Raw genomic sequence first — 26,270 nt, forward strand, 5'->3', positions numbered from 1 at the left:
CGGCTTACCGGTCAGGAGCGCAGCAGGTACCAGACTCCAGCGTGAAGTCGTCGAACCATCGATCGCAGGCCTTGCCTTTTTGGGCGGCCTTTGCCGGCTCCGGTGTGTTCTGGCTGTCACGGGTTTCCATGGGTGTCCCCTCCGAAGGTTTCTTCATCGCTGTCATCAGCAGGTTCCGGTTGACCGAGGAATGTGTTTACCGTGCCGGCAAACCGGGCCCACAGCACGCTCTGCTCGGCTAGCTCCCGGCGTCCTGCGGCGGTGAGGGAGAAGTACTTCCGGCCGGGTCCGCCGTCGCCGGCGCGCCACTCGGCTGCGACTAAGCCGGCGGTTTCGAAGCGGGTCAGCAGCGGATACAGCGTTCCGCCTTTGATAGCACCGGAGCCCTGGTCCTTCAACCGGGCGGCGATGGCATACCCGTAGGCGGCGCCGTCGTCGAGCGCCTTCAGGACGCATAGGCCGAGCGATGCCCGTATCCAGTCGCTGGGCCAGGAAGTCGTCTGCACAGCTGGATACTCACACAAACTAGTATGTCTGTCTACCTAGCGGGCACCTTGACGTGCGCTCACTCACACGCATATCCTGAACGAACGGTCGGTAAATACCAAGGCGCATTCGCATCCGGCTTCATCCCGCACAGTGAGGTGACATCCAATGTCGTTGCAGACCGATCCTTCCCCCAGCCTGCAGGCAGCGCCGTCCGAAGCTTCCGGCTCCGCGGCGGACAGTCCCGAGGCGCACTTTGAGCAGCTGCTGGCCGATGACTCCCGTATTGAGCCGCGGGACTGGATGCCTGAGGCCTACCGCAAAACCCTGGTCCGCCAGATCTCCCAGCACGCACACTCCGAAATCATCGGCATGCAGCCGGAGGCCAACTGGATCACGCGAGCTCCATCGCTCAAGCGCAAATCCATCCTCATGGCGAAAGTGCAGGACGAGGCCGGCCACGGGCTCTACCTCTACTCGGCCGCCGAGACGCTGGGAACTCCGCGCGGCAAGATGACCGAGGACCTGATCGCCGGCAAGGCCCGCTACTCGTCGATTTTCAATTACCCCACGCTCAGCTGGGCGGACATGGGCGCCATCGGCTGGCTGGTCGACGGCGCCGCCATCTGCAACCAGGTGCCGCTCTGCCGCGCATCGTACGGTCCATACGGCCGGGCCATGGTGCGGGTCTGCAAGGAAGAATCCTTTCACCAGCGGCAGGGGTTCGAAATCCTGCTGGAGCTGGCCAACGGCACCGAGGCGCAGCGGGACATGGCTCAGGATGCCATCAACCGCTGGTACGCGCCGTCGCTGATGATGTTCGGCCCGCCCGACGACGACTCACCCAACTCCAAGCAGTCCATGGCCTGGAACATCAAACGCTTCTCCAACGACGAACTGCGCTCCCGCTTTGTCGGCATGATCGTGGAGCAGGTCAAGGTCCTCGGGCTGACCCTGCCGGATGATTCCATCCGCTACAACGAGGACACCAAGCAGTGGGAACACGGCCCGCTGGACTGGGACGAGTTCAAGGAAGTCCTCGCCGGCCGCGGCCCCTGCAACGCACAGCGCCTGGCACGCCGCCGCGAGGCACATGAAAACGGCGCCTGGGTGCGCGAAGCAGCAACCGCCTATGCCGCAAAGCAGGCAGCGGCGCAGGCACGAAAGACCGAGGTGGCATAGGCATGGTTTCCGGTTCAACAACGGGCGACGACGGCGCCAAGCCGGTGGGCACGCAGACTTCCGCCAAGCCGGGTACGGCGGCCGGTGCGGCAGCGGCCAGCACGGCCTGGCCGCTGTGGGAGGTTTTCGTCCGCTCCTCACGAGGGCTTTCCCACGTCCACGCCGGTTCGCTGCACGCCCCGGACGCGGACATGGCGGTCCGCAACGCCCGCGACCTGTACACCCGCCGCAACGAGGGCGTCTCGCTCTGGGTGGTGCCGGCGTCGGCCGTTATCGCCTCGGACCCCGACTCCAAGGGCCAGTTCTTCGAATCTCCGCAGGGCAAGGACTACCGGCACGCCACCTACTACACCAAGTCCGAAGGGGTGAAGCACCTGTGAGTTCGGACAGCGCCACCCGCATCACGCCGGGCAACGCCCTGCGCCCGGAGGACATTGCCGCGGCGGGCACCAGGGCTCCCGCGGACGTCGCCGAGTACGCGCTGCGGCTCGGTGACGACTCGCTGATCCTGGCCCAGCGCCTGGGCTGGTGGATTTCCCGTGCCCCTGAGCTCGAGGAGGACGTGGCCCTGGGCAACATCGCCCTGGACCTGCTCGGCCATGCCCGCTCCTTCCTCACCTACGCCGGCTCGGCGACCGGGCGGACCGAAGACGACCTGGCCTACTGGCGCCGGGAACATGAGTTCCGCTCGGCGCACCTGTTTGAGCAGCCCAACGGCGACTTCGGGCTGACCATCGCGCGCCAGCTGGTGGTCTCTTTTATTCCTTCGAGCTTTACACAGCGCTGTTGTCCTCCACCGACGCCACCCTGGCGGCCATCAGCGCCAAGGCGGTCAAGGAAGTCGACTACCACCGCGACCACAGTGCCCAGTGGATCCTGCGCCTCGCCGGCGGCACTGAGGAATCACGCCGCCGCATCACCCGCGCGCTGGAACTGACCTGGCCTTATGTCGGCGAACTGTTTGAGGACGACGACGACGTCCGGGCCCTCGCCGGAAGCGGTGCAGCGGTGCTGCCGTCCTCGCTCCGCGGAAACTTCGATGCCGGCATCGGAGCCGTCCTGCGGGAAGCGGAGCTGGAGGCGCCGCAGGTTCCGGCTGCTCCCGGCGGCGGACGCCGCGGACAGCACAGCGAGCACCTGGGCTACCTGCTGGCCGAGATGCAGGTGCTGGCCCGCGAACATCCCGGCGCCAGCTGGTAACAGCCATGACGGATCGAAACAGCTCTGTCACGGATCTTCGCCCCGCCGATCCCGCCGCCGGCCGGGTATGGGACATTGCGGCCACGGTCTGCGATCCCGAGATTCCGGTGCTGACCATCGAGGATCTCGGCGTTCTCCGCGGCGTCGAGCTGACCGGGCCGGATGCCGTCACGGTGGCGGTCACGCCCACCTATTCCGGCTGTCCGGCCATGGATGCCATCCGGCAGGATGTCACCGCGGCGCTGAACACCGCCGGCTACGGCCGGGTCCGGGTGGATCTGGTCCTGGCTCCGGCATGGACGACCGACTGGATGAGCGAAGCGGGAAAGGCCAAGCTGAACGCCTACGGCATCGCCCCGCCGACCGGCCGGGCAGCCGCCGGTCCGGTGCGGCTGGGCCTAAGCGTAAAGTGCCCGCAGTGCTCCTCCCTGAATACCCGCGAACTCACCCGCTTCGGCTCCACGTCCTGCAAGGCCCTGTATGTCTGCAGTGACTGCAGCGAACCCTTCGACTACTTCAAGGTGCTCTAACCCATGACAACCCCCGTTCCAGCCGCGGTCCCGGCTCCGGCGCCGCCGCGCCGCACCGCGTTCCATCCCCTGACGGTCTCCGAAGTCAGGCGTCTCACCGACGACGCCGTCGAGGTCACCTTTGCCGTGCCCGAGGAGCTCGAGGGTTCCTATGACTACCTGCCGGGGCAGTACGTTGCGCTGCGCACCACCCTCGACGGCACAGAAATCCGGCGCAGCTACTCGATCTGCGCCGAGCCGCGGCCGGGCGAAATCCGGGTAGCGGTCAAGCGTGATTTGGGCGGCAGGTTCTCCACGTGGGCGAACGACTTCCTCAAGGCCGGCGACGTGCTGGATGTCATGAGCCCCTCCGGCGGCTTCATTTCCAAGCACCCCATGAACGAACTGAACCATCCCGGGGACCTGGACCTCAGCGGCGAGGACGTGTTTGTGGCTGTGGCTGCGGGATCGGGCATCACGCCGGTGATCTCCATTGCCCGCACGGTGCTGGCCGCCTCCGAGACCGTCCGCTTTGACCTGGTCTATGCGAACAAGGCCGCCATGGACGTGATGTTCCTTGAAGAGCTGGCGGACCTGAAGGACAGGTATCCGTCCCGGTTTGCCCTGCACCACGTTCTGTCCCGTGAGCAGCGCATTTCGCCCCTGTTGTCCGGTCGGATCGACGCCGAGAAGCTGGCGACGCTGATCGATTCCGTGCTGCCCACCCGCAACGTGGATGAGTGGTTCCTGTGCGGTCCCTTCGAGCTGGTGCAGATGTGCCGCGACACCCTGGCCAGCCGCGGGGTCGCGGCCGAGAAAATCCGGTTCGAGTTGTTCACCACCGGCCAGCCCAACCGGCCCGAGGGCCAGGCCGGACGGCCCGTCGCCGCCGACCCGGACGCCGACAACTACAGCATCACGTTCCGGCTGGATGGGCTGCAGGGCAAGGTTGCCAGCCCCACCCACGCCTGTGAAACCCTCCTCAACGCGGCGCTGCGGGTCCGCCCCGACGTGCCGTTTGCCTGCGCCGGCGGCGTATGCGGCACCTGCCGGGCCAGGGTGGTCACCGGCACGGTCGAGATGGAGGAGAACTACGCACTGGAACCGGATGAAGTGGAAAAGGGCTACATCCTGACCTGCCAGAGCCGTCCCACCAGCCCCGCCGTCACCGTCGATTACGACGCCTAGTCGCTGAAGGAACGGAGCGACCATGATTGACCTGAGCATCGACAGCGGCATCGCCGAGATCGTCCTGAACGCGCCGCGGAAGCTGAACGCCCTGAACGAGGATGAGCTGGCGGAGCTGTCGCAGGCGTATGACGACGCCGCCGTCCCCGGGGTGCGTGCCCTCCTGCTGCGCGGGGAAGGGCGGGCTTTCTGCGCCGGACGCGACATATCCGCCGTCGACCCCGCCAACGATGATGCATATGCGTATCTGGGCGAACTGGTGGCGCCGCTGCTGCAGAAGATGGCAGCGTTTCCGGCGCCGACGTTCGCTGCCGTCCAGGGTGCCTGCCTCGGTGTGGGGCTCGGGCTGCTGGTGGCCACCGACGTCGTCTACGTAGCCGAGGATGCTCGGATCGGCTCTCCGTTCGCAGCCCTGGGTGCTGCCCTTGACTCCGGCGGACACTGGCTTTTACCGAACGCCTCGGCACCCACCGGGCCCTGGACCTGATCTACACCGGTGACCTCATGAGCGGAACCGAAGCCGTCGCCGCCGGCCTGTTCAGCCGTACCTTCCCGGCCGGCCAGCTCCTGGAAAACACCCGCGAAATCGTGGCGCGTGTGGCCGCAGGTTCTGGTGGAGCCTACCGGATTTCGAAGGCGCTGGTAGCCGAAATTCGGGATTCGCGGGTTGGATTGTGGACCGCGATGGAGGCAGAAAATAAGGCCCAGGGCGTCCTCAGCGGCACCAGGGACTATGCCGAAGGTTTCTCCGCCTTCATTGAAAAGCGGAAACCGGTCTTCCGGGACTAGCCCGAAGCTGTACGGAGAGCCGCCGCAGATTCCGCCGTCCGTGCCGGGTCAGCTCGCCGCAGCACTGGCACAGGTAGGGTCGTGGTACCCAAGGAAAGGACCAGCCGTGGTCTCCATCGCCTGGCTCCGCGACGACCTGCGCACAGCGGACAATCCGGCCCTCCTGGCCGCGGCCTCCGACGGCGGCGCGGTAGCCCTGTATGTCCTGGACGGGGAATCACCGGGCATCCGGCCGCTGGGCGCCGCCGCGAAGTGGTGGCTGCACCATGCACTGAAGACCCTGCGCGAAGACCTTATGGCCCTGGGCATTCCGCTGGTGCTGCTGCGGGGCCCGGCGGGCGACGTCGTCCCTGCGTTCGCGCAGGAAGCGGGCGCGGAGCGGATCTTCTGGAATCGGCGCTACGGCGGGCCGGAGCGGGAGGTGGACACCGCGGTCAAGGCATGGGCCGCTGGCGCGGACGTGCAGGCGGAGAGCTTCCAGGCTTCCCTGCTGCACGAACCCTGGACGGTACGTACGGGCGGCGGCGGACCGTACCGCGCCTTCACTCCTTTCTGGCGCACGGTGTCCGCACTGGATTTCCGGGCGCCCCTGCCGGCTCCGGACAAGATGTCGAAGGCGCACAGGGCCGCCTCCCCGCCGGACGGCATCCCCGGCGGGGAGGACCTGGCGGACTGGAACCTGCTGCCGCGGCATCCGGACTGGTCCGCAGGGTTGGCGGAAGCCTGGACCCCGGGCGAGGAAGCCGGGCTGGCCGCCCTCGACGATTTCCTGGCCGGACCGGTGCAGAATTACGACGACGGCCGCGACCGCCCGGCGAAGCCTGGAACCAGCCGGCTCTCCCCGTACCTGCGGTGGGGGCACGTGAGTCCGTTCCAGGTGTGGCACGCACTGTGCCGCGTCCGCGGGAACGGGCCCGGGCCGGACGTGTTCGGCACCGAAATCGGGTGGCGCGAGTTCTGCTGGCACCAGCTCTTTCACAACCCGGACCTGGCCACCAGGAATCTGCGGCCTGCCTTCGATGCGTTCCCCTGGGACTATCCGGAGGGGTCCGGACCACAGACCCCGGCGGTCCTGCGCGGGAAGGGTGCGCACGCACCGGATCAGCTGGCGTCGGCATCACGGCCGGATGACCTGGACGCCCTCGATGCGTGGAAGGCCGGAAGGACAGGGATTCCACTGGTCGACGCCGGCCAGCGGCAGCTTTGGAGCATGGGCTGGATGCACAACCGGGTGCGGATGGTCACCGCCAGCTTCCTGATCAAGAACCTGGGCATCCACTGGCGGGTGGGCGAGGAATGGTTCTGGGAGACCCTGGTGGACGCAGATCCCGCGAGCAATCCCGCGAACTGGCAGTGGGTCGCCGGCTCCGGCGCGGACGCAGCACCGTTCTTCCGAATCTTCAATCCACAGACGCAGGCGAAACGGTTTGATCCCGACGGCGCATACATCGCCCGCTGGGTGCCGGACGCCCTGACCCCCGCCTATCCCGAACCGCTCGTGGACCTCAAGGAGTCCCGCCGGCACGCGCTTGAGGCGTACGAGAGCATTCGCTGAACTGGCGGCGTACCGAAGGTACACGCGGGCGTCGTCTTCCGCCCGCGCCATCCCCATCGGCGCCCCGCAACGTATTCGACAACCTGTAGAAATCCGGAGACAATAACAGCAGCCGGACGGAGCAACCCGCCCACCCGGTCCGAGCCGTCCCGGGGAGGGGAACATGAGCACGCGCGCCGCACGCCTGGTGCGCGGCTGGGCCGCAGCTTTGTCGGCCACGGCCGTTGCCGCAGCCTCCCACGTTCTTGCCGGCGGCGTCATTCCCCATCCGTCCATCCTGCTGTTCTGCCTTGCGCTGTCCGCCATGGTCTCCTGTGCGCTGGCCGGCCGGGCCATGTCCCTTCCGGGAACCGCCGGAGCAGTGCTGGCGAGCCAGGGAATTTTCCATCTGCTTTTCACCGTCGGCGGTGCTGGAATTCCGTCCGCGGCTTCCGGTGCAGCTGCCGCCGGCGCCGGTTCCGCCGCCCATGCGGGCCATGCGGGCCATGCCGCCAACGCTGACCCCGCAGCTTTCGCCCAGATTGCCGGCGCACAGCTGGCCGGCGGCCAGGGCGGTGAGGGGATGGGCGCGGCGGAGCACGCCTCGCCGCTGATGTGGCTTGGGCACCTTCTGGCTGCCGCGGCCACCGTGGCGCTGATCAGGAACGGTGAGGCCGCCCTGCTGCGCCTCCTGCGGGCCATGCGGCTGCGCATCACCGCGGTCCTGCCGCTGATTCTCCCGCTGCCGCTCGGTCCGCGGGTCCCGAAGCTCTCGGCGCTGGTGCCGGTTGCACCGCTTCGGAACATTGGCGTACCGCTGCTGGCCATGAGGCACCGGGGCCCGCCGGCCGCTGCTGTGTCCTTCTAGGCCCGCCCCGTCCGGGCGAAGCCTTTCTTCCAGCAGCCGCCGGTACTGAGCCGGCGCAGAAAGCAGCCCATGCCTCCGCTCTCCTCCTCCATCGTTCCCCGCCGGGTTCCCTCCGGTCTTCCCTCCCGCACTCCTGCACGCCGGCCGCTGGCCGTGCGCATCCTCCTGCTCGGCGCCCTGCTGCTTGCAGCGCTTGCTGCCGCACTGTCCACCGCCCCGGCGGCACTCGCCCATGACGAGCTGGTGGGCAGCACCCCGGCAGCCGGCGACCGCTACGAAACCTCACCCCCGAGCTGGAACTGGTCTTCAGCAACGCCCTGATGGACCTGGGCAACCAGATCCTGGTGCTGGACGCCGACGGCCGGAACTGGGCCGAAGCTGCCCCCGTGCTGACCCGCGAAACCCTGGTACAGCCGTTGCCCGCGGATATGCCGGAAGGGGAATACTCCGTGCGCTGGCGCGCCGTTTCCTCCGACGGACACCCGATCACGGGCCAGTTCGAATTCCTGGTGGGCGCGGACGCCGTTGCCGGTTCCGCTGCCACCGCCGCGCCGGCCGAGAACGGCGCCGGGGACGCCGCTGCGGAAAGCACCGACGGTGCAGAGAATCCGAAGAGCAGCAACGACTCCAACGACGGCGGGAACACTCCGTGGCTGTCCATGGCCATCGGCGGCGCAGTGGGCCTGGCCGTCTACGCGGTGTACGCATTCCTGGCCCGCCGCAAGCGCAACCGGACCTCATAAAGCGCAGGCAACTACATAAAGCGCAGGCGGCCACGGCCAACCGCCCGGTTCCGCCCGCACTTCCCACCCAAACGTTTCCCATACTTTAGGGCGCGCTGCCCTGCCCGGCGCCACGCTGACCGGCCGGCTCCGCGCTGAGCCGGCGCCACGCTGAGCCGGCGCGCGCCCAAGCCCTGAGGAGCTTTAGCATGCCCATTTTCCTGTCCCACTCTGCCTTCGCACGGTCATCCGCCCGGCCCGCAAAGACCCTTTCCCTGATCTCCGCAGCTGCCCTGAGCGCGCTGCTGCTGGGCGGGTGTGCCGGGAAACCCCGGGTGCATCCGCGGAGCAAACCACAACACCGTCGTCACCGCCGTCCGCCTCCGCGCCTTCTGCCGCTGCCGCCTCCCCGCATAACCAATCCGGGCTGAGCGTTTCCGGACCCTGGGTGAAGGCTGCTGAGACGGGCATGACCGGCGCCTTTGGGGTGCTGGCCAACAACGGCACGGAGGACATCCGGGTGACCGGAGCATCCTCACCAGCAGCAGCCTCCGTTGAGCTGCACGAGACCGCAGCCGGCCCGGACGGAACCTTCGCCATGGCGGAAACCGCGGACGGCTTCACAGTTCCGGCCGGCGGGGAATTCGTCCTGGAACCGGGTGCCAACCACCTGATGCTCATGGGGCTCAGCGGCCCGGTCCTGCCCGGTGATGAGATCTCCTTCAGCCTGGAGCTTGGGGACGGAACGGTCGTTGACTTCACTGCCACCGCCAAGGACTTCTCCGGCGCCAACGAGAGCTACCACGGAGAACACGGACAATGAGTGCTGACCGGGCTCCGGATGCCGGGGAAGGTCGCCGGGGAGAGCACGCCGCCGGCAACGCCGCAGGAAGTCCCGCCACCGGTGGTTCCCCGGCCGGCTCCGGCCCAGGCAATCCCGGCGCAGAGACATCCGGCCCGGACAGCGCCCGCCGCGGCGTGAAACGCCGGCACCTGCTGTTCGGCGGGGCAGCAGCCGGGCTGGGTGCCCTGGCGGCGGCAGGGGCTGCCCTGTCGGGCGGTTCCGCTCCGGCCCCGGACACCGGGGCGGAGACTGCAGGAGCCAGCGCGGCCGGAACGGCGGACCGGGCCGGAATTACCGGAGCCGCCGTCGTGCCCTTTTACGGACCGCGGCAGGCCGGAATCGAAACTCCGGCACAGGCCCACGCGGTGTTCCTGGCACTGGACCTGAAGCCGGGCCTGACCCGGCAGCGGCTGGCCGCGCTGCTTCGCCTGCTGTCCGACGACGCCGCCGCCCTGACCCGGGGACGGCCAGCGCTGGCGGACACCGAACCGGAGCTGGCGGTGCATCCTGCCCGGCTCACGGTCACCTTCGGTTTCGGGCCTGAACTGCTGGCTCTGGCCGCGCCGGGCCTTGCACCGGCCTGGCTGCGGCCGCTGCCCGCATTCGGTATCGACCGGCTCTCACCGGATTACACCGGCGGAGACCTGCTGCTGCAGCTGTGTGCCGATGATCCGCTCACCCTGGCGCATGCGCGGCGGATGCTGCTGAAGGACAGCCGCGCCTTCACGACGCTGCGCTGGGCCCAGTCCGGTTTCCTGAACGCCGCCGGTTCGGGTCCGGCCGGCGCCACACCGCGCAACCTGTTCGGCCAGCTGGACGGCACCGGCAACCCCCGGAAGGCGGAAGAGCTGGACCGGGTCGTGTGGGGCGGGCCGGACATCAGGCCGTGGCTGGAAAACGGCACCTCCGTGGTGATCCGCCGCATCGCCATGAACCTTGACACCTGGGATGAGCTGGACCGGCGGGGCCGCGAAGAGAGCGTGGGCCGTACGCTGGACACGGGCGCTCCGCTCACCGGCACCGCCGAGCATGACGAACCGGACTTCGGAGCGCGGAACAGCCTCGGGTTCCCGGTGATCGCCGAATCCTCGCATCTGCGGCGGGCACGTTCCGACGATGAACAACAGCGCATTTTCCGGCGGTCGTACAACTATGACGACGCTCCCGGTGCTGCGGGAAGCAGTGGCGGGATCTCGAACTCAGGCCAGATCTTCGTGTCCTACCAGGCGGATGTCGACCGGCAGTTCGTGCCGATTCAGCAGCGCCTCGACCAGCTGGACATCCTCAATGAGTGGACGGTCCCGGTGGGATCCGCGGTGTTCGCCGTGCCGCCCGGTGCTCCTGAGGGAGGGTTTGTCGGCGAACAGCTGTTCTCCTGAGGAAGGCTTCCGGGTTGATTCACCGTCCGGTGGCGGCTAGGTTGGAGATAATAGTCAGCATGCTGATGATCAGCCGCTAAAAGTTCACGTGCGGCGGTCGTCGTCGAAGAGATGGAGGCACTGATGGCGGGCAGCTACGATCCGAATAATGACCCGGCGAACCCCGATAAGCCCAAGGATGCCGGCAAGGACCTGCAGGATGGTGCCCGGGAAGGCGGCGGCAACGCGGCCCCCAGCACCGAGAAGGGCGAGCATGCCAATCCGGACCCGGCTGAGGGTAATGTCACCGGCCTGGAACCCGGCGGTGGAGTTCCCCGGGGAAACCCCTCCGGCCGAGGATCAGATGAGCATGGACCAGGGGCACGACGAAGACTGAGTTACCGGCTCCTGCGCCGCGGCCCCGCATCCGGCATGTCCGGGTGCGGGGCTGCCGCTGTGTCCGCCCGTAGAATTTTGAGTCAGGGTTCTACCGCGCGTCCAGGTCCTCGAAGACCAGGAACGTCTGCGTGTCCAGAACTCCCGGCATGGACTGAAGTTGGTCGAAGATGACCTGCCGCAGATGAACGTTGTCCTCCGCCCGCACCAGCAGGATGACGTCGAAGGACCCGCCCACCAGCGCAATGTGATGGATTTCCGGAACGGCCCGCAGTTGCTCCTTCAGTTCCCGCCAGGAATGCTGGCGGACCTTCAGGGTCACGTACGCCGAGGACCGCAGGCCGGCCCTGACCGGATCGACGACGGCGGTGAACCGGCTGAGCACGCCGGTCTCGGTTAGGCGTGCAATCCGTGAATAGGCATGGGCCCGGGAGATGTGCACGGCCTCGGCCACTGCGGTCACGGAGGCCCGGCCGTTTCCGGTGAGTTCAGCCAGGATGTTCCGGTCAATTTCATCCAGGCGGGGAGTGGTGGACTGTTCGGTGGTGTCCCGCGGCATAATGTCTACACACCCTCCTGTAATCCAGTTCACATTTACAATCTGTCCACCACTGTAACGGGATCGGTGGGAAACATCTGCCATTTCGGCATCCTGTGGATACGAATACGGGCCCGTCAGCATACTGGGATAACAGAACATCCACGGCAAAGAAGCCCGGGGATGGCCGCTGACGGAGGCACAATGACTATTTCCACGGGCAATCCATCCCCTCAGGCCATGGCAGATTCCCGCCGGGACGCAGCGCATTCCGATGCCGGGGCCACCGCGTCGCACCTGCTGCCCTCGAATGTTCCGGTACAGCTGGTGGACCCGGACGGCCACCACCGGCACGACGACCGGTATCCTCTGCCCGACGGCGGGGCCCTCCTGGATGCCTACGCCCGGCTGGTCACCGGAAGGCGCATCAATGACCAGGCCAACGCGCTCGTGCGCCAGGGCCGCCTCGCCGTCTATCCGTCCTCCCATGGCCAGGAGGCCTGCCAGGTGGCTGCCGCCGTGGTCCTGGAGACGACCGACTGGCTTTTTCCCACCTACCGCGACACCGTGGCCGTGATTGCCCGCGGCGTGGAGCCGCTGGAGGTCCTGACGCTGCTGCGCGGCGACTGGCATTCGGGCTATGACCCCTGCGAACACCACACTGCCCCGCAGGCCACCCCGCTGGCGACACAGCTGCTCCACGCCGTCGGGGTGGCACACGCGTCCAAGCTCCGCGGCGAAGAGACCGTGGTCCTGGCGATGTGCGGCGACGGCGCCACCAGCGAGGGGGACTTCCACGAGGCCCTGAACTTCGCCGCCGTGTTCCACGTCCCGGTGGTGTTCTTCGTGCAGAACAACGAATACGCCATCTCCGTTCCGCTGAAAAACCAGTCGGTTGCGCCGTCGCTGGCGCACAAGGCCATCGGATACGGCATGCCCGGGGAACGCGTGGACGGCAATGACCTGGCCGCGCTGCTCGCCGTGCTCGGCGCCGCCGTGGAGCGGGCACGCGAAGGTGCCGGTCCATCCCTCGTCGAGGCGCACACCTACCGGATGCAGGCCCACACCAACGCCGACGACGCCACCCGCTACCGCACGCAGGAGGACGTGGAGAAGTGGGTTCCCCGGGATCCGCTGACCCGGATGCGTACGTACTTGCACGGACTGAACCTGCTGGATGACGACGCCGAAGCCCGCTTTGCCGCCGACGCAGAAGTTATCGCTGCGTACATGCGCGACGGATTGAATGCAGAGGTTCAGCCGGACCCCCAGGAGCTGTTTGCCCATGTCTACGCCCGTCGCACCCCGCAGCTTGAGGAACAGGCCGCCCAGCTGCGCGACGAACTCTCGCGCCAGGACGGCTGAAAGGTGAGCACAGTGAGTACTGCCGAAGCAGAGATTACCGATGTGACTGCGTCCGACACAGCTGCGGCAACGGCGGCCGCAGCCGCCGGAATGCCCCAGTCCCTGACCTTTGCCAAGGCCCTGAACACGGCACTGGCCGACGAAATGGCCGCCGACCCCGCCGTCCTGATGTTCGGTGAGGACGTAGGCCCGCTGGGCGGCGTTTTCCGCATCACCGACGGGCTGACCGCCCGTTTCGGCGAGGAGCGGTGCTTTGATACTCCGCTGGCCGAGTCCGGCATCATGGGCATGGCTGTGGGCATGGCGATGAACGGCATGCGCCCGGTGGTCGAGATGCAGTTTGACGCCTTTGCCTATCCGGCCTTCGAGCAGGTGGTCAGCCATGCCGCAAAGATGGCCAACCGTACCCGCGGGAAGGTCCGGCTGCCGCTGGTTATCCGGATCCCCTATGCCGGCGGGATCGGGGGAGTGGAGCACCACTGCGACTCCTCCGAGTCCTATTACGCGCACACCCCGGGCCTGACCGTCGTCGCGCCGGCCACGGTTGCCGACGCGTACACGCTGCTGCGGGAAGCGATCCGGCTGAACGATCCGGTGGTGTTCCTGGAGCCCAAGAAGCTGTACTGGACGAAGGAAGACGTGGATCTGGCCGCCCTGCGCAGCCGCTTCGATGCTGTCGATTCGGATGGTGCACCCCGCGGCGGCAGCCCGCGGCCCGGGGCCATCGGGACCGCTGCGGTGGCACGGCCGGGCACCGACGCAACACTGATCGCCTACGGCCCGTCCGTCTCGACCGCCCTCGCGGCAGCTGATGCCGCTGCCGCCGAAGGCAGGTCGCTGGAAGTGGTCGATCTGCGGTCCATCGTGCCCTTCGACGACGAAACCGTTACTGCTTCGGTGCGCCGGACCGGGCGTGCGGTAGTTATTTCCGAAGCTCCCGGCTTTGCCTCCGTCGCCTCCGAAATCGTGGCCCGGGTGCAGGAACGCTGCTTCCATTCGCTGGCCGCACCGGTGCTGCGCGTGACCGGATTCGACATTCCGTACCCGTCGCCCAAGCTGGAGCACTGGTTCCTGCCGAGCGTGGACCGCATCCTGGACGCCGTGGATGAGCTTCAGTGGGAGGACCAATGAGCGTGCGCACCTTCCTGCTGCCCGATTTGGGCGAAGGCCTGACGGAAGCCGAGCTGGTCACCTGGCTGGTGGCCGTGGGCGACGAGATCCTCGTGGACCAGCCGGTCGCCGAGGTCGAGACCGCGAAATCGCTGGTCGAGGTGCCCTCGCCCTTTGCCGGCACCGTTGCGCAGCTGCACGGGAAGCGGGGCAGACGCTCGACGTCGGGCGCCCCCTCATTTCAGTGTCACCGTCGGCGGCCGCCGCCGGGGAGGAACCTGCTCCCGGGCACAGCGATCCCGACGGCGAAGCGTACCGGCAGGAGGAAAAAGCAGGTTCGGGCAATGTGCTGATCGGCTACGGAACTCCGGGCGGACACACCGTGGCACGCCGGACCCGGCGGTCACGGACAGCGGCGGCGGCACCGGCGGTAACGGCGGCGTCCACGGCCCGGACAGCTGCTGCGCCGGCCGCTGCCTCCACCCCCATGCGGCCCGCAGCGGCACCGCGGTGCATCTCCCCGCTGGTGCGGAAGCTGGCCCGTGACGGAGGCCTGCGGCTGGCCGACGTGACCGGATCGGGTCCGGATCAGTTGATCCTGCGCAGCGATGTGGAAGCAGCCCTGGCCGCTGCGGCCGGCAGGGTGCCGGGTTCCGCCGACGCTGCACTGTCGTCCGCGGGGCCAGCGCTGTCTACCGAGGGCGCCGCCGGCCCCGAACCGCAGTCGACCCGCGCACCGGCCTGAACACCGCACGCACTCCGGTCACCGGGCTGCGAAAGACCGTCGCGGCGAACCTGACTGCCAGCCGCAGCCGCATTCCCGAAGCCACGGTATGGGTGGACGTGGACGCGACCGCACTGCTTGAGTTGCGCGCGGACCTCAAGCGGCGCAACCCCGGCACCACCCCGGGCCTGTTGGCCTTCTTCGCCCGGTTCGTGGTGGCCGGTTTGGCGAAGTTCCCCGCGCTCAACACCCGGTTCGATCCGGCGGCGACCTCTTTGGACACTGCGCAGCTCACCTCCTACGACGGCGTAAACCTGGGTTTCGCGGCGCAGACCGACCGCGGACTCGTGGTGCCCTCGGTCCGGCGCGCGGACACGATGAACGCCAGGCAGCTGGACGCCGAGATCCGCCGCCTCACGGCCACGGCGCGGGAGGGCCGGGCCACACCGGCGGAACTCACTTCGGGCACCTTCACACTGAACAATTACGGCGTGTTCGGGGTGGACGGCAGCGCCGCAATTATCAACTATCCGGAGTCGGCGATCCTGGGCATAGGACGCATCATCGACAAGCCGTGGGTGGTGGACGGCGCACTGGCAGTGCGCAAACTGACCGAACTGACCCTGGTGTTCGACCACCGGGTCTGCGACGGCGGCACCGCCGGCGGTTTCCTGCGCTACGTCGCGGACGCCATCGAGAACCCGGGCAGCGTACTCGCGGACCTGTGACCCGGGCTGTGTGACGGGACGGGGCGGGCACGCAACATTCGGCACCCCGCACGGCCCCGGAGCACCGCCGCGGTAGGTTGGAGGCGACACCCAGCTCACGGACCAAAAGGACGGACCCATGACCGACGCAGCCGGACAGGACACCGCAATGTGGCGGGAGGTGGCTCCGCGGGTGCTGGTGCGCACCAACCCCGGATTCGGCATGAACACGGGCCTGGTGATCGGCGACGAGCGGGTGCTGATCATCGACACCGGCGCCGGACCCCGGCAGGGTGCGGCCATCCTGGCGGCCGTTCGGGAGCTCACCGACCTGCCGCTGACCGCCGTCAACACACACGCCCACTATGACCACTACTTCGGCAATGCCGTTATGGCGGCCCACGGGGTGGCGGACATCTGGGCCACCAGCAGGTGTGCTGCGGCCATCACCGAACGCGGCGACTCCCAGCGTCCCGCCGTCGCGGCGCTGGAAGCGGAAATGGCCGCGGGGACCGGCGGCCACACGGAGATCCTGGCGCCCACCCGGCTGGTCGACGGCGCTCCGGTGGACTTGGATCTGGGCGGCATCTCGGTCACCCTGTTCCATCTGGGCCGTGGGCACACTGACCACGACCTGCTGGTTGGCGCCGGGGACGTGTTGTTCACCGGGGACCTGGTCGAGCAGGGAGCCGATCCGTCGTTTGAGGACTCGTTCCCGAAGGAATGGATCCGCACTCTGGGCAAAATGACGGCCCTTGAAGACCTTTACAGCGTGTTCGTGCCCGGCCACGGGGAGCCGGTTTCCATGGATTTCGTGGCCACGCAGATGAACAAAATGCGCACCGCCGTCGCCGTCACGCGCAGTGCCATGGATCAGGCCTCCGTGGACATGACCAAGGCCATTCCCATCCTGCCGTATGGACCGGAACAGTCGCGCGCCCTGCTGATGCGGCTGCGCACCCTGGCCCGGTGGAAATGGCTCAAGCAGTAGGGGCGGTACCCTAAACCGGTGCCTGCCGATTCCTTCAGCCTCAAAACGATAGCCGTTCCGGCCTTCGGACCAACACTGCTCTACGGGCTCGCCACCGGGGCCATTCTGCCGGTGATCGCGCTGACGGCGCGGGACCTTGGGGCCACCGTGGCGCTGGCAGCGCTGGTCATCACGCTGACCGGGGTCGGCTCGCTGCTGACCAACGTTCCGGCTACGGTGCTCACCACCCGCTACGGCGAAAAATGGGCGCTGGTCATCGCCTCCCTGTGGTGTGCGGCTGCCATGGTAACCGCAGCCCTGGCCCCGGTGCTGTGGCTCTTTGCCCTGGCCGTGTTCATGGTGGGTATGGCCGGATCGGTGTTTGGGCTGGCGCGGCAAAGCTACCTGACCGAAGCGGTGCCGGTCCATTTCCGGGCCCGGGCCCTATCCACGCTGGGCGGAGTGAACCGCATCGGAGTGTTCGCCGGTCCGTTTGCCGCTGCCGGTGCCATTCACTTTGCCGGCACACCCGGTGCCTACTGGGTGGGTGCCGGCGGTGCTTTGCTGGCGGGCATCATCAGCCTTAAGGTCCCTGAACTTCGCGCGCCGGGGGACAGGGTCCGCCGCTCCTCGGCAGGGTCTGGTGGCAAGGGCACCGGCGGCCCCGGAGCAGAGCCGGCGGTTCCGGCTCCCACCGTCCGCTCGGTCCTGCGCAGCCACGGCCGCGTGTTCCGGACCCTGGGTTTGGGTATCCTGCTGATCGCCGCGGTGCGGGCCTCCCGGCAGGCGGTCATTCCGCTCTGGGCCCAGAACATTGGCCTGGACCCCACCCGGACCGCACTGATCTACGGGATTTCCGGGGCCATCGACATGCTGATCTTCTATCCCGCGGGCAGGGTCATGGACCTGAAAGGCCGGCGCTGGGTCGCTGTGCCGTGCATGCTCACCATGGCTGCCGGTTTAGCGTTGATTCCGCTGACCGCCGGCAGCACCGGCCTGCTGCTGGCGTCCCTGGTCCTGGGATTCGGCAACGGCATTGGATCCGGAATTGTCATGACGCTGGGCGCTGATTTCTCGCCTTCGCCGGGACGTCCGCAGTTTCTGGGAATCTGGCGGCTGCTTGCTGACAGCGGCACCATGGCCGGGCCGGCGCTGCTGTCGGCGGTCACCGCGCTGGCGTCCCTGTCGGCCGGGATAGGTGCCACTGCTGTGCTGGGCCTGCTGGGAGCTGCGGCCATGTGGCGGTGGGTACCCAAGGGAAAGCCCGGCTACGGGCAGCCCGCGGGCAACCTTCGGGACCACCGGCCGGGCCCGTCAGCGGGCCGGGTCGCCCGCCTGCATAGAGAACAACCAGCAGGCCATACCGCTGAGGACGTACCCCACTCCGACGATCAGGCTCAGCCCGGACCAGAAGTACAGCAGCATGGAGTCGCTGTTGCCCAGCAGCGTGGCCCCGCTGGCGGCGTACAGGTAAGCGCCGACGGCGAACAGCAGTGCGAGCCCGCCCGGAATGGTGCACAGGGCGGTGAACACCGCTGAGCCGCCGCGGCTTCGTCCGCCGGGCGGCCAGTAATTCCAGTCCGGTGTTGTCCGCATCATCACCAGCCCGCCGATCAGCGTCCAGGTGGCCACCACCAGAAAGGAGGCAACGACGTCGGCCGGGCGGTGCCACAGATTAATGAAGGTGGCAGCCCCGGCGAGCACCGCATAGCTGCCGCCGGCCGCAGCCACCACCGGCGCCAGCGGGGACGCGAGCAGGAAAACCACGGCGGCGGCGGAGGCAGCCAGCGTGGTGTGGCCCGAGGGCAGGGAATTAAAATCCAGGGTAATGACCCCGCGGTCCGGCCGGTCGAAAAAGAGCCGCTTCAGCAGTTGACTGCTGATGTTGGCCGCAGCGAAGGTGCTCAGCGCAATCACTGCCGGGGCCAGGCGCCGCCGTCGCACCGTTACCGCGAGCATCACCGCACCGGCGATAAACACCGACAGCAGCGGCAGGTTGTCCAGGAATTCCAGGACCGGCAGCGGTGAAGCGGGCATGGCCACCTCGGCTTCGCGCCAGGCGGTTTCGTCTGCCAGCTGGCCGGTGGTGGTACGGACGAACGCCCAATATGTCACAGCCACCGCGGCCGCGCACAGCAGCGCCCCGAAGAGGAACACGGCGGCGTTGTGGGCTGGCCGGCGCCGGATCGGAGTGCGGCTGTTGAGGAGATTGCGGGTATTCATTGCCTCCTAGTCTGCCATTGGAACGTGGCACTTGGCTGAACGCCGGCCGTGACCGCGGTTATGCGGTCCCGGACCGGCGCCGGGGCTAGGCTGGCTGGGTGGCTACCCCTGATCTTCCCCGGTGACCGGCTTCCGCCCGGAACTCTCCGCGCTGCTCGCCGACGCCCGCGTTGTGTCGGTGCCGATGCGGGTTCGATTCCGCGGAATCCTGCACCGCGAAGCGCTGCTGCTGCCCGGGCCGGCCGGGTGGGGTGAGTTTTCCCCGTTCCCGGAGTACGACGACGCGGAGGCCGCGCCGTGGCTCGCCGCCGCCCTGGAAGCGGCGGGCGAGGGTACCCCGAACCGGTCCGGACCGCCGTGCCGGTCAACGGCACCGTGCCCGCCGTCGGCGTAGACCAGGTTGAAACGGTCCTCGCCCGGTTCGGGGCTGTGCCGGCCGTCAAGGTGAAGGTGGCCGAACGGGGCCAAACCGTTGCCGAGGACCTGGCCCGGGTGGCCGAGGTCCGCCGGCTGCTGCCCGGCGCCGGCATCCGTGTGGACGCCAACGGCGGCTGGGACGTCCCCACCGCCGTCGCCGCCCTGGAGGCTCTGGCCGGGGCAGGGCTGGAATACGCCGAGCAGCCCGTCCCGGACATCGCCGGACTGCGGGCGGTGCGGGAGGAACTGGCCCGCCGCGGGATTCCGGTGCTGATCGCCGCCGATGAAAGCGTGCGCAAGGAAACTGATCCGCTGCGGGTGGCCCGGGAAGACGCTGCGGATTTGATTGTGGTCAAGGTGGCTCCGCTGGGCGGGGTGCGCCGGGCCCTGTCCATCGTAGCTGCGGCCGGGCTGCCCGCCGTCGTCAGTTCTGCCTTGGATACCTCTGTGGGGATCCGCGCCGGCGTCGCACTGGCGGCTTCGCTGCCGGAGCTGCCGTACGCCTGCGGGCTGGGGACGCTGTCGCTGATGGACGGCGATGTGACGGATGAGCCGCTGCTGCCCGACGGCGGGGCGCTGGCGGTGCGTGGCGTCCCCGTGTCGGAGGAGCTGCTGGAGCGCTATGCCGCGGATCCGGACGTGGCCCGGTGGTGGCTGGACCGGCTGGCCCGGGTGTATGCGCAGCTTCCGGTTCCGGACACCGGACACTAACGGGGGTTTGGTAGTCTCGCACCTACGAACACGGGTTCACGGGAAGCTCCAGCCGATCCGGATGGAGACGGAACCATGCAGGTGTGGCAGTTGATCGTCATTGTCCTTATCGGGTTGAGCCTGGGGGTCGTGGGCGGCCTGGCCCGCGTGCCAACCGTGAAGTGGCTTCCATTCCTGAGCTCAGTGGTTCTGGTGGGCATGGGCTACACGGCGTTTCTGGTCGTGTGGGAGCTGTCCCTTGTTGACGCGCTGCTTTTTGTTCTCGCGGTGTCGGCGGGCAACGTGCTCTACGGAGCGAGGCTGTGGCAGCAGCTTGCCCTGGAACCGGGGCTCTCGTACTGGACATGGGTGCAGCGGGACTTCCTTCACACCGCATACCTGCGCCGCCTCTACCGCAGTTCCTCGCCCATCCGTTAGCAATGATGATTGACAGTGCAGCGTTAGCAACATAGGTTGCTATTCATGCAGTTCGAAAATCCGGCTCTGGCCGCCGGTGACACCACCCACCCCCGGAAGGGCTCCAGGCCGTGGCGTCACTGCGTCTGCTCGCGGAAACACTGGAATTCCGGCAGGTGGAGGCCGCTCTGCGGGCAGGGATGTCCTGGAGCGACATTGCGGAGGCACTGGGTGTGTCGAGACAGGCAGTGCACAAGAAGTACGCGAAACGGATCGACCCGTCGATCCAGGTCCCCAGGAGAAAACAGGCATGAGCACCTTCAGCACGCTGTGGCGGCGTTCCCAAGCTATTTCGGTTGCCGCCAAGGAAGAACAGGAACGCCTGGGCCATCCGGAGATCGACGTCGCGCACCTCTTTCTGGCATTGCTCGTCGTTGGCGGCGCCGGAGGCCGGGCGCTGAGCTCCCTGGGCGTGACCCTGGGCAGTGCCCGGGAGGCCAGCAACCAGGTTCATGCGGCACAGATTGCCCTGTTGGGAGTAACCCCTCCCCGGCCCGAAGCTGCGGCCTCGATTCCCGATCCCTCCATCGGCGGATTCCGCTGGTCAGCCCGCGGGGCGGACATCATGCGCACGGTGGACCTGCAGCACGGCGACGTCGATCTGCTTGTTGCCCTGCTCAAGGAGCCCTCCGGCCACATCGCGCAGGTTCTGCGGCAGCTCGGCCTGACCGAAGGCATGGTTCGCAGCGCCGCGGCGGGCGGCCGGGGAACCGATGCCGCCGGGGGAACCTCCGCGAAGCGGTGGGACACACGCTGTCAGTTTTACCGGATATGTGGCGGCGCCGCCGTCGTCAGTCTGGGACCTGGTGTCCGATCCGCGCCGGCGGCTGGAATGGGACGGCTACTTCCATGGCTCCATTGAGGAGCGCAGCGACGGCGTACTGGTTGCTAAGGCCCGGAAGGTCCGTCCGGACGGCAAACCGGTGAAGGTCCGCCCGCAGTTCCGCGTCACTGAATTTGTTGTTTCCCGATACCTGCCCGGACAGTGCATTGAATGGGAAAGCAGCTGGCCAGCAAAACCGGGGGCCGTTACCGCCAGCGGCTTGCGGTCCACCTTCGGCCCGACGGCGCCGGCACGCAGGTAACACTCACACAGTCCCGCCTCGCGTCTCCGGGCCTCCGCGCCCGCCTGCTCGCACCGCTGCTGCGCTTCTCCATCCGGCAGGGACACTTCGCCCGCATTGACGCCATGTCACGGGCACTGCGGCAGTAACGCGGAAGGACCCCTGGACGAGGCGGCCGGCATGCCCCAGCGGACCGCCGCGTCGGCCTTTCTCGGGCTTTGTTCACCCGGCGTTAAGCCGGCATCCTCCAACGCGTCGCTTCGCGCTGTCAGCGTGGGCTGCGACATGCACCCCCGAGGAAGGTCCCATCCGTGACGAACCAGCTAAATGAAACTGTGCCGACGCACCCCGCCCCGCGAAAAAAGCTGCTGCCGATGCTCGGACACACTCGGGGCAAGCGCAGCGCCGTCACCTGCGCCCTCAAATGCGACAATGCCTGCAGCAAAGCGGTGTGCAACACGTCCGCCAACAGTTACTTCAGGGACATTGTCTCCGCGGAGTTCTCCCGTCGGACAGCGCTCGGCGCCGGAGCTGCCGGAGTGCTGGGCGCCGCAGTGCTGGCACTGGGCGGCCCGGTGCCGGCGGCGGCGGCACCTCCCGGCCCTGGGCCCAAGGGTGCACGCCTGGCGTTCACGCCCATTGCGCCGGTGGACGCCGCGGTGGACAGTTTCGATGTTCCCGCCGGTTACGACTGGGAGCCGCTGCTGCGCTGGGGAGACCCGCTGTTTGCCGACTCTCCCGACTTCTCGTTCGCGGAGCAGAACGCGGCCGCGCAGGCCCGCCAGTTCGGGTACAACAATGACTACTTGGAAATCCTCCGCCAGCCGAACGGCAAAAAGGGCCTGCTCGTCTGCAACCACGAGTATGTGAACCCGGAGATCATGTTTCCGGCGGCCCCGGCCTCCGCCGCAGAGGAACGGGAGCGGCGCAACATCTTCCGCAACGCCGTCGGCATGTCAGTGGTGGAACTGGAACGCAGCTCCCGCGGGAAGCCGTGGTCCTACGTCCGCGGCGCCCGGCTGAACCGGCGCATCACCCTGGACACCGTTTTCGAGCTCACCGGTCCCGCAGCCGGCTCCGACCTGCTGAAAACCGCGGCCGACCCGCAGGGCCGATACGTATCCGGGACGCTGGGCAACTGTGCCGGCGGCAGCACCCCGTGGGGGACCGTGCTCTCCGGGGAAGAGAATTTCAACGGGTTCTTCCGCGCCGGCGGCACCAGCCCCGAGGACAAGCGGTACGGGCTGGACAGCGAAGCCACGGCGATGGGCTGGGAACAGGAGGATCCGCGGTTCGACGCCCGCACTCCCGGAACCCGGAACGAGCCGAACCGCTTCGGCTACATCGTGGAGCTGGACCCCGAGGACCCGGATTCAATGCCGCTCAAACACACCAGCCTGGGCCGGTTCAAGCACGAAGGCGCCAACGTCATCATTTCCCGCAGCGGCAAGGCCGTGGCGTACTCCGGCGACGACGAGCGGTTCGACTACCTGTACAAGTTCGTCTCGAAGAACAAGTACCGGAAGAACGACAAACGGCACAACATGACCCTGCTCGGCGAGGGGGACCTGTACGTGGCGCGGTTCGCGGGTAATTCCCCCGAGTCCGAAATCGACGGCACCGGGGCCGTTCCCGCTGACGGCGGATTCGATGGGCGGGGCACCTGGCTTCCGCTGGTGGTGCGCGGCAAATCAGCGGTTGCCGGGATGAGCGTGGCGGAGGTGCTGGTCTACACCCGGATAGCGGCGGACAAGGCCGGCGCCACCAAGATGGACCGCTGCGAGGACGTGGAGCCCAACCCCGCCACCGGCCGCGTCTACGTGGCATGCACCAACAACTCCAACCGCGGCGTCGACGGCAAGGCGCCCGCAGACGAGGCGAACCCGCGGCGCGAAAACCGCGATGGCCACATTGTCGAAATCATTGAGGCCCGCGACGACGCCACGGCAACCGACTTCCGCTGGAACCTGCTGATGCTGTGCGGTGATCCGGCCCAAGGCGACGTCACCTATTTCAGCGGCTACCCCCGGGAGAAGGTCAGCCCGATTTCCTGCCCCGACAACCTGGCCTTCGATTCGGCCGGCAACCTGTGGATTTCCACCGACGGGGCGCCGTCGGGCATCGGCTACAACGACGGACTGTTCAAGGTCGGGCTCGCCGGGACGGAGCGCGGCAGCGTGGAACAGTTCCTGTCCGTGCCGCGCGACGGCGAAACCTGCGGACCGGTGATCCACGACGAGGAATCAATGGTGTTCGTGGCAGTGCAGCACCCGGGGAGGACGGTACCTACGGCGCTCACACCTCCTACTTTCCGGACTACGTGGCCGACGGCGAAACGCCGGGCAGCGGTGAAGTCCGGGCTCCTCGTCCCTCGGTGGTGCAGGTCTTCCGCCGGGACACCAATCCCGGCCGGCCGGGCACAAGGAACGGCACTGAATAAAAGATGCATTTACATTTACCATTCCGTGATAGTGCGCCCTCTCCTCATTCCTGTTTGACATCCGTATGTGAGGCCGCAAGTATGGAAATGTAATAAGCAATAGCAAGTTGCTAATTCATGCACAATGGGGATAGTGAAAAGTTGAATAACAACAAGCTTAAAACAACACTGTTGAGTGCTGCGGTTACGGTTGGTCTCGTGATGGGCGGGGCCTCGGCGGCAGCGGCACAGCCAGCCGCGCCGGAGAAATCCGGCTCACCTGCGGCCGGATCAGTGAATGCCGCCACCGCTAATGTCTCCACTGCCGATTTGGAGGACGGGCTGAACGTCCTCATGTCCATTCCGGATGCCGTGCTGATGCAGGGTGACGCGGCCACTCAGCAGTGGCTGCAGCAGAACCCGGCAGTTTCCGGTTCCAGCAACGGCGTCGCAACAATGGCCGCCGACTTCTGGGGGATGCTCAGGTTCCATCTTGCTGGCGCTGGGCGGAGTGGCCCTTCCCGCCGCGAAAATCCTCAAAATCAAGAAACTCATGAACGAGCTCGGCGGCGTGACCGAAGCGGTCAAGACAATGTGGGGCGCCAGCTTCAGCTACGAGAAGATGCAGGCGGCAGGTGGTGCCCTGGGTGCTCTGGGTGCGGAGCTGCTGGGAATCGCGGGAATTAAAGAAAAGTGCTTCAACTAGCTTCGGCTGATTTTATGCAATAGGTTTGACTATTTTCCTCAGGAGGAAATTGTCGTGAAGTATATTATTCCGTCTCTCATTCTCGTCCTGGCCGTTGCCGGCATATCCGTCTGGCTGTTCGCGGACAACCTGATGCTGGGTCTTGGCATGACGGCTGCGGCTCTTGTCCTGTGGGCAATCTCCCCCAGCACTCTGGGCCAGCCCGGAGGTTCCAGCGGAGCATCCGGCAAGGTCGACCCGCAGCGGGTCAAGGATTACCGTGCCCAGAACCCTGGTGCCACGATTTCTGACGGGATCCGCGCCACGCGGCCCTAGACACATGAATCACACAACTGCAGGGTGCCCATGAGGAAGACGGGCACCCTGCAGTTGTGTGGTCTTCGGATAGGTTGTCCCCATGACCGCCTTCGCCGCAGTGATCTTCGACTGGAGCGGCACCCTGGTGCACGATCCACCGCTCCGCGACCGGGTGGCCGCCGCCGCAGCAAGGCTGGGGCGGCCGGATTCCCCGGAAACGGAGCGGATCTGCACTGTGCTGAGGCGGCATGAAAACGATCCGGATATTGCAGCTGCCCAGCGTGATGCCGACACCGGCGCCGCGAAGTATTACGCCGCCGAGACCCTGCACTTTCGCCGTGCGGGCCTTGACGGCGAGCTCGCCGAAAGCCTGCTCCACGTGGATGAGGACCCGGCATTCCGCCCGCTGTATCCGGATACGCTCCCAACATTGCGGCGGCTGAAGGAGCTCGGGTGCCGCACCGCGGTACTGAGCGACATCCACTTCGATATCCGCCCGCTGCTGAAGGCGCAGGGCGCCGGTGACCTCATTGACGACTACATGCTCTCCTTCGAGCACGGTGTCCAGAAACCGGATCGCCGGATCTTCGAACTGGCACTGGAACGTCTGGAGCTTCCGCCGCACCGGGTGCTCATGGTGGGAGACCGCTCAACGCACGACGGCGCCGCCGCTGAGTGCGGCATGGTGACCCTGTTGCTGCCCCGGCTTGCGGCGTTTGGCCGGCGCGGACTGTTCCAGGTCCAGAACCTGGTCCGGGGACAGGGATAGGAATGGAACCGGAGAACTATTACGCCACTCCCGAACTCGCGGCTGCCTACGACACCGACAGCGAGGGCCGCCGGGATCTGGATTTCTACCTGAGCCTGGCCGCACGGCTGAACACCGTCCGGGTGGCCGACATCGGCGCCGGAACCGGTTTGCTGTGCAGTCTGCTGGCCGGAGCCGGGCATGAAGTGACCGGTGTTGAACCCCAACACACGATGCTGGACATCGCCCGGCGGCAGGAACACGCCGCCTCCGTTTGGTGGCTGCACGGAACGGCCGAAAAGCTTCCGGCAGGGTGGGCTGACCTGGTTCTGATGACGGGGCACGTTGCCCAGTACTTCCTGGATGATGCAGCGTGGGCAGAAGCGGTTGGGCACGCCAAGCGGTCCCTGAGGTCCGGCGGCCGGCTGGCCTTTGAAGTGCGCAATCCGGCGGCGGCAGCCTGGCGGAGCTGGACAACGCAGGGAAGGCAATGGGCGACAGACCGGGGAGCAGGGACCGTCAGCATTGAGGTGAGCCGCGACGGGGACCTCGTAACGCACGTTGATACCTGGACCCGGGAGAACATCTCCCGGACCACCTCGGAAACCCTGGAGATTCCCCTCGCGTGAAGCGATCCTGAAAGGGCTGAACGCGGCCGGCTTGAGGGTGGACCGGATCTGGGGGGATTGGGACCGCAGCCCCGTAACCCCGGAGTCGCCGGAATGGATCTTCCTCACCC

Annotated in this window: 25 protein-coding genes and 8 pseudogenes; 29 read left to right on the forward strand and 4 right to left on the reverse strand. The window is 67.3% G+C overall.

What is annotated here, in order from left to right:
* Positions 1–116: 116 nt before the first annotated feature.
* Positions 117–506, reverse strand: a complete 390-nt coding sequence (locus OL239_RS03875) for a PadR family transcriptional regulator (RefSeq protein ID WP_268910818.1) — start codon at positions 504–506, stop codon at positions 117–119.
* Between the two features lie 148 nt (positions 507–654).
* Here OL239_RS03875 and paaA point away from each other — a divergent pair, with 148 nt between their 5' ends.
* The 12 genes and pseudogenes from paaA to OL239_RS03935 all read left to right on the forward strand — a co-directional run bounded on the left by paaA (position 655) and on the right by OL239_RS03935 (position 10,701).
* Entirely contained in the window at positions 655–1,668 is a 1,014-nt protein-coding gene (gene paaA / locus OL239_RS03880) for a 1,2-phenylacetyl-CoA epoxidase subunit PaaA (protein ID WP_268910819.1), read from the forward strand.
* 2 nt (positions 1,669–1,670) lie between these two features.
* Complete coding sequence (gene paaB, locus OL239_RS03885; RefSeq protein ID WP_268910820.1) at positions 1,671–2,048, forward strand: 1,2-phenylacetyl-CoA epoxidase subunit PaaB; 378 nt, start codon at positions 1,671–1,673, stop codon at positions 2,046–2,048.
* A pseudogene (paaC, locus tag OL239_RS03890) lies at positions 2,045–2,868 on the forward strand (1,2-phenylacetyl-CoA epoxidase subunit PaaC). Before paaB ends, paaC begins: the two are co-directional and overlap by 4 nt.
* Before the next feature lie 5 nt (positions 2,869–2,873).
* The gene (gene paaD / locus OL239_RS03895) at positions 2,874–3,398 is read left to right on the forward strand and encodes a 1,2-phenylacetyl-CoA epoxidase subunit PaaD (RefSeq protein ID WP_268910821.1); all 525 of its coding nucleotides are present in this window, start codon (positions 2,874–2,876) and stop codon (positions 3,396–3,398) included.
* A 3-nt stretch (positions 3,399–3,401) separates the two neighbouring features.
* Positions 3,402–4,565, forward strand: a complete 1,164-nt coding sequence (gene paaE / locus OL239_RS03900) for a 1,2-phenylacetyl-CoA epoxidase subunit PaaE (RefSeq protein ID WP_268910822.1) — start codon at positions 3,402–3,404, stop codon at positions 4,563–4,565.
* Positions 4,566–4,587: 22 nt separating this feature from the next.
* Positions 4,588–5,354, forward strand: a pseudogene (locus OL239_RS03905) (enoyl-CoA hydratase/isomerase family protein).
* Between the two features lie 106 nt (positions 5,355–5,460).
* Entirely contained in the window at positions 5,461–6,909 is a 1,449-nt protein-coding gene (locus OL239_RS03910; RefSeq protein ID WP_268910823.1) for a cryptochrome/photolyase family protein, read from the forward strand.
* 163 nt (positions 6,910–7,072) lie between these two features.
* Positions 7,073–7,756 (forward strand): hypothetical protein, encoded by a 684-nt coding sequence (locus tag OL239_RS03915; RefSeq protein ID WP_268910824.1) that lies wholly within the window; start codon positions 7,073–7,075, stop codon positions 7,754–7,756.
* Positions 7,757–7,825: 69 nt separating this feature from the next.
* On the forward strand, positions 7,826–8,077 hold the full coding sequence (locus tag OL239_RS03920) for a hypothetical protein (protein WP_268910825.1): 252 nt from the start codon (positions 7,826–7,828) through the stop codon (positions 8,075–8,077).
* The gene (locus OL239_RS19305; RefSeq protein ID WP_329609394.1) at positions 8,056–8,499 is read left to right on the forward strand and encodes a copper resistance CopC family protein; all 444 of its coding nucleotides are present in this window, start codon (positions 8,056–8,058) and stop codon (positions 8,497–8,499) included. Before OL239_RS03920 ends, OL239_RS19305 begins: the two co-directional genes overlap by 22 nt.
* A 295-nt stretch (positions 8,500–8,794) precedes the next feature.
* The gene (locus tag OL239_RS03930) at positions 8,795–9,301 is read left to right on the forward strand and encodes a copper chaperone PCu(A)C (RefSeq protein ID WP_442864214.1); all 507 of its coding nucleotides are present in this window, start codon (positions 8,795–8,797) and stop codon (positions 9,299–9,301) included.
* The gene (locus OL239_RS03935; RefSeq protein WP_268910827.1) at positions 9,298–10,701 is read left to right on the forward strand and encodes a Dyp-type peroxidase; all 1,404 of its coding nucleotides are present in this window, start codon (positions 9,298–9,300) and stop codon (positions 10,699–10,701) included. Before OL239_RS03930 ends, OL239_RS03935 begins: the two co-directional genes overlap by 4 nt.
* 84 nt (positions 10,702–10,785) lie before the next feature.
* Here OL239_RS03935 and OL239_RS20000 read toward each other — a convergent pair whose 3' ends face one another.
* Entirely contained in the window at positions 10,786–10,956 is a 171-nt protein-coding gene (locus OL239_RS20000; protein WP_442864326.1) for a hypothetical protein, read from the reverse strand.
* On the opposite strand from OL239_RS20000, the pseudogene OL239_RS03940 reads away from it, so the two are divergent.
* Positions 10,894–11,077: pseudogene (locus OL239_RS03940) on the forward strand (DUF6480 family protein). The gene OL239_RS20000 and the pseudogene OL239_RS03940 sit on opposite strands and share 63 nt — an antisense overlap.
* A gap of 90 nt (positions 11,078–11,167) precedes the next feature.
* On the opposite strand, the gene OL239_RS03945 reads toward OL239_RS03940, so the two are convergent.
* Positions 11,168–11,635, reverse strand: a complete 468-nt coding sequence (locus tag OL239_RS03945; RefSeq protein WP_268910828.1) for an Lrp/AsnC family transcriptional regulator — start codon at positions 11,633–11,635, stop codon at positions 11,168–11,170.
* Positions 11,636–11,818: 183 nt separating this feature from the next.
* Here OL239_RS03945 and pdhA point away from each other — a divergent pair, with 183 nt between their 5' ends.
* From pdhA to OL239_RS03970, 5 genes and pseudogenes are all read left to right on the forward strand, one after another.
* Entirely contained in the window at positions 11,819–12,979 is a 1,161-nt protein-coding gene (gene pdhA, locus OL239_RS03950) for a pyruvate dehydrogenase (acetyl-transferring) E1 component subunit alpha (RefSeq protein ID WP_442864215.1), read from the forward strand.
* 90 nt (positions 12,980–13,069) lie between these two features.
* Positions 13,070–14,110, forward strand: a complete 1,041-nt coding sequence (locus OL239_RS03955) for an alpha-ketoacid dehydrogenase subunit beta (RefSeq protein ID WP_268911654.1) — start codon at positions 13,070–13,072, stop codon at positions 14,108–14,110.
* Positions 14,107–15,541: pseudogene (locus OL239_RS03960) on the forward strand (dihydrolipoamide acetyltransferase family protein). Before OL239_RS03955 ends, OL239_RS03960 begins: the two are co-directional and overlap by 4 nt.
* Positions 15,542–15,659: 118 nt before the next feature.
* The gene (locus tag OL239_RS03965) at positions 15,660–16,511 is read left to right on the forward strand and encodes an MBL fold metallo-hydrolase (protein WP_268910829.1); all 852 of its coding nucleotides are present in this window, start codon (positions 15,660–15,662) and stop codon (positions 16,509–16,511) included.
* A gap of 18 nt (positions 16,512–16,529) precedes the next feature.
* Positions 16,530–17,753, forward strand: a pseudogene (locus tag OL239_RS03970) (MFS transporter); the annotation flags it as partial.
* Positions 17,754–17,804: 51 nt separating this feature from the next.
* Here the strand turns inward: OL239_RS03970 and OL239_RS03975 are convergent.
* A complete protein-coding gene (locus tag OL239_RS03975; RefSeq protein WP_268910830.1) occupies positions 17,805–18,713 on the reverse strand; it encodes a phosphatase PAP2 family protein in 909 nt (302 codons plus the stop codon).
* A 184-nt stretch (positions 18,714–18,897) separates the two neighbouring features.
* On the opposite strand from OL239_RS03975, the pseudogene OL239_RS03980 reads away from it, so the two are divergent.
* The 11 genes and pseudogenes from OL239_RS03980 (at position 18,898) to OL239_RS04025 (ending at position 26,160) form a co-directional block, all read left to right on the forward strand.
* Positions 18,898–19,841, forward strand: a pseudogene (locus OL239_RS03980) (o-succinylbenzoate synthase).
* Between the two features lie 75 nt (positions 19,842–19,916).
* Positions 19,917–20,258, forward strand: coding sequence for a hypothetical protein (locus OL239_RS03985; RefSeq protein WP_268910831.1), 342 nt, complete (start codon positions 19,917–19,919; stop codon positions 20,256–20,258).
* Positions 20,259–20,303: 45 nt separating this feature from the next.
* Positions 20,304–20,551 (forward strand): annotated as a pseudogene (locus OL239_RS03990) (helix-turn-helix domain-containing protein).
* Entirely contained in the window at positions 20,548–21,159 is a 612-nt protein-coding gene (locus tag OL239_RS03995; RefSeq protein WP_268910832.1) for a Clp protease N-terminal domain-containing protein, read from the forward strand. Before OL239_RS03990 ends, OL239_RS03995 begins: the two are co-directional and overlap by 4 nt.
* Positions 21,104–21,382: a hypothetical protein gene (locus tag OL239_RS20005; protein WP_442864216.1), complete on the forward strand. Its 279-nt coding sequence runs from the start codon at positions 21,104–21,106 to the stop codon at positions 21,380–21,382. Before OL239_RS03995 ends, OL239_RS20005 begins: the two co-directional genes overlap by 56 nt.
* Positions 21,292–21,510 (forward strand): hypothetical protein, encoded by a 219-nt coding sequence (locus OL239_RS04000; RefSeq protein ID WP_268910833.1) that lies wholly within the window; start codon positions 21,292–21,294, stop codon positions 21,508–21,510. Before OL239_RS20005 ends, OL239_RS04000 begins: the two co-directional genes overlap by 91 nt.
* A 225-nt stretch (positions 21,511–21,735) precedes the next feature.
* Positions 21,736–23,801, forward strand: a pseudogene (locus OL239_RS04005) (PhoX family protein).
* Between the two features lie 472 nt (positions 23,802–24,273).
* Complete coding sequence (locus OL239_RS04010) at positions 24,274–24,486, forward strand: hypothetical protein (RefSeq protein WP_268910834.1); 213 nt, start codon at positions 24,274–24,276, stop codon at positions 24,484–24,486.
* A 54-nt stretch (positions 24,487–24,540) separates the two neighbouring features.
* Positions 24,541–24,801, forward strand: coding sequence for a hypothetical protein (locus OL239_RS04015; RefSeq protein ID WP_268910835.1), 261 nt, complete (start codon positions 24,541–24,543; stop codon positions 24,799–24,801).
* Between the two features lie 82 nt (positions 24,802–24,883).
* The gene (locus tag OL239_RS04020) at positions 24,884–25,552 is read left to right on the forward strand and encodes an HAD family hydrolase (RefSeq protein ID WP_268910836.1); all 669 of its coding nucleotides are present in this window, start codon (positions 24,884–24,886) and stop codon (positions 25,550–25,552) included.
* 2 nt (positions 25,553–25,554) lie between these two features.
* Positions 25,555–26,160 (forward strand): class I SAM-dependent methyltransferase, encoded by a 606-nt coding sequence (locus tag OL239_RS04025; RefSeq protein WP_268910837.1) that lies wholly within the window; start codon positions 25,555–25,557, stop codon positions 26,158–26,160.
* Positions 26,161–26,270: the final 110 nt, after the last annotated feature.

Origin of the sequence: Arthrobacter sp. ATA002, assembly GCF_026898095.1 — a bacterium.
Lineage (GTDB): Bacteria > Actinomycetota > Actinomycetes > Actinomycetales > Micrococcaceae > Arthrobacter_B.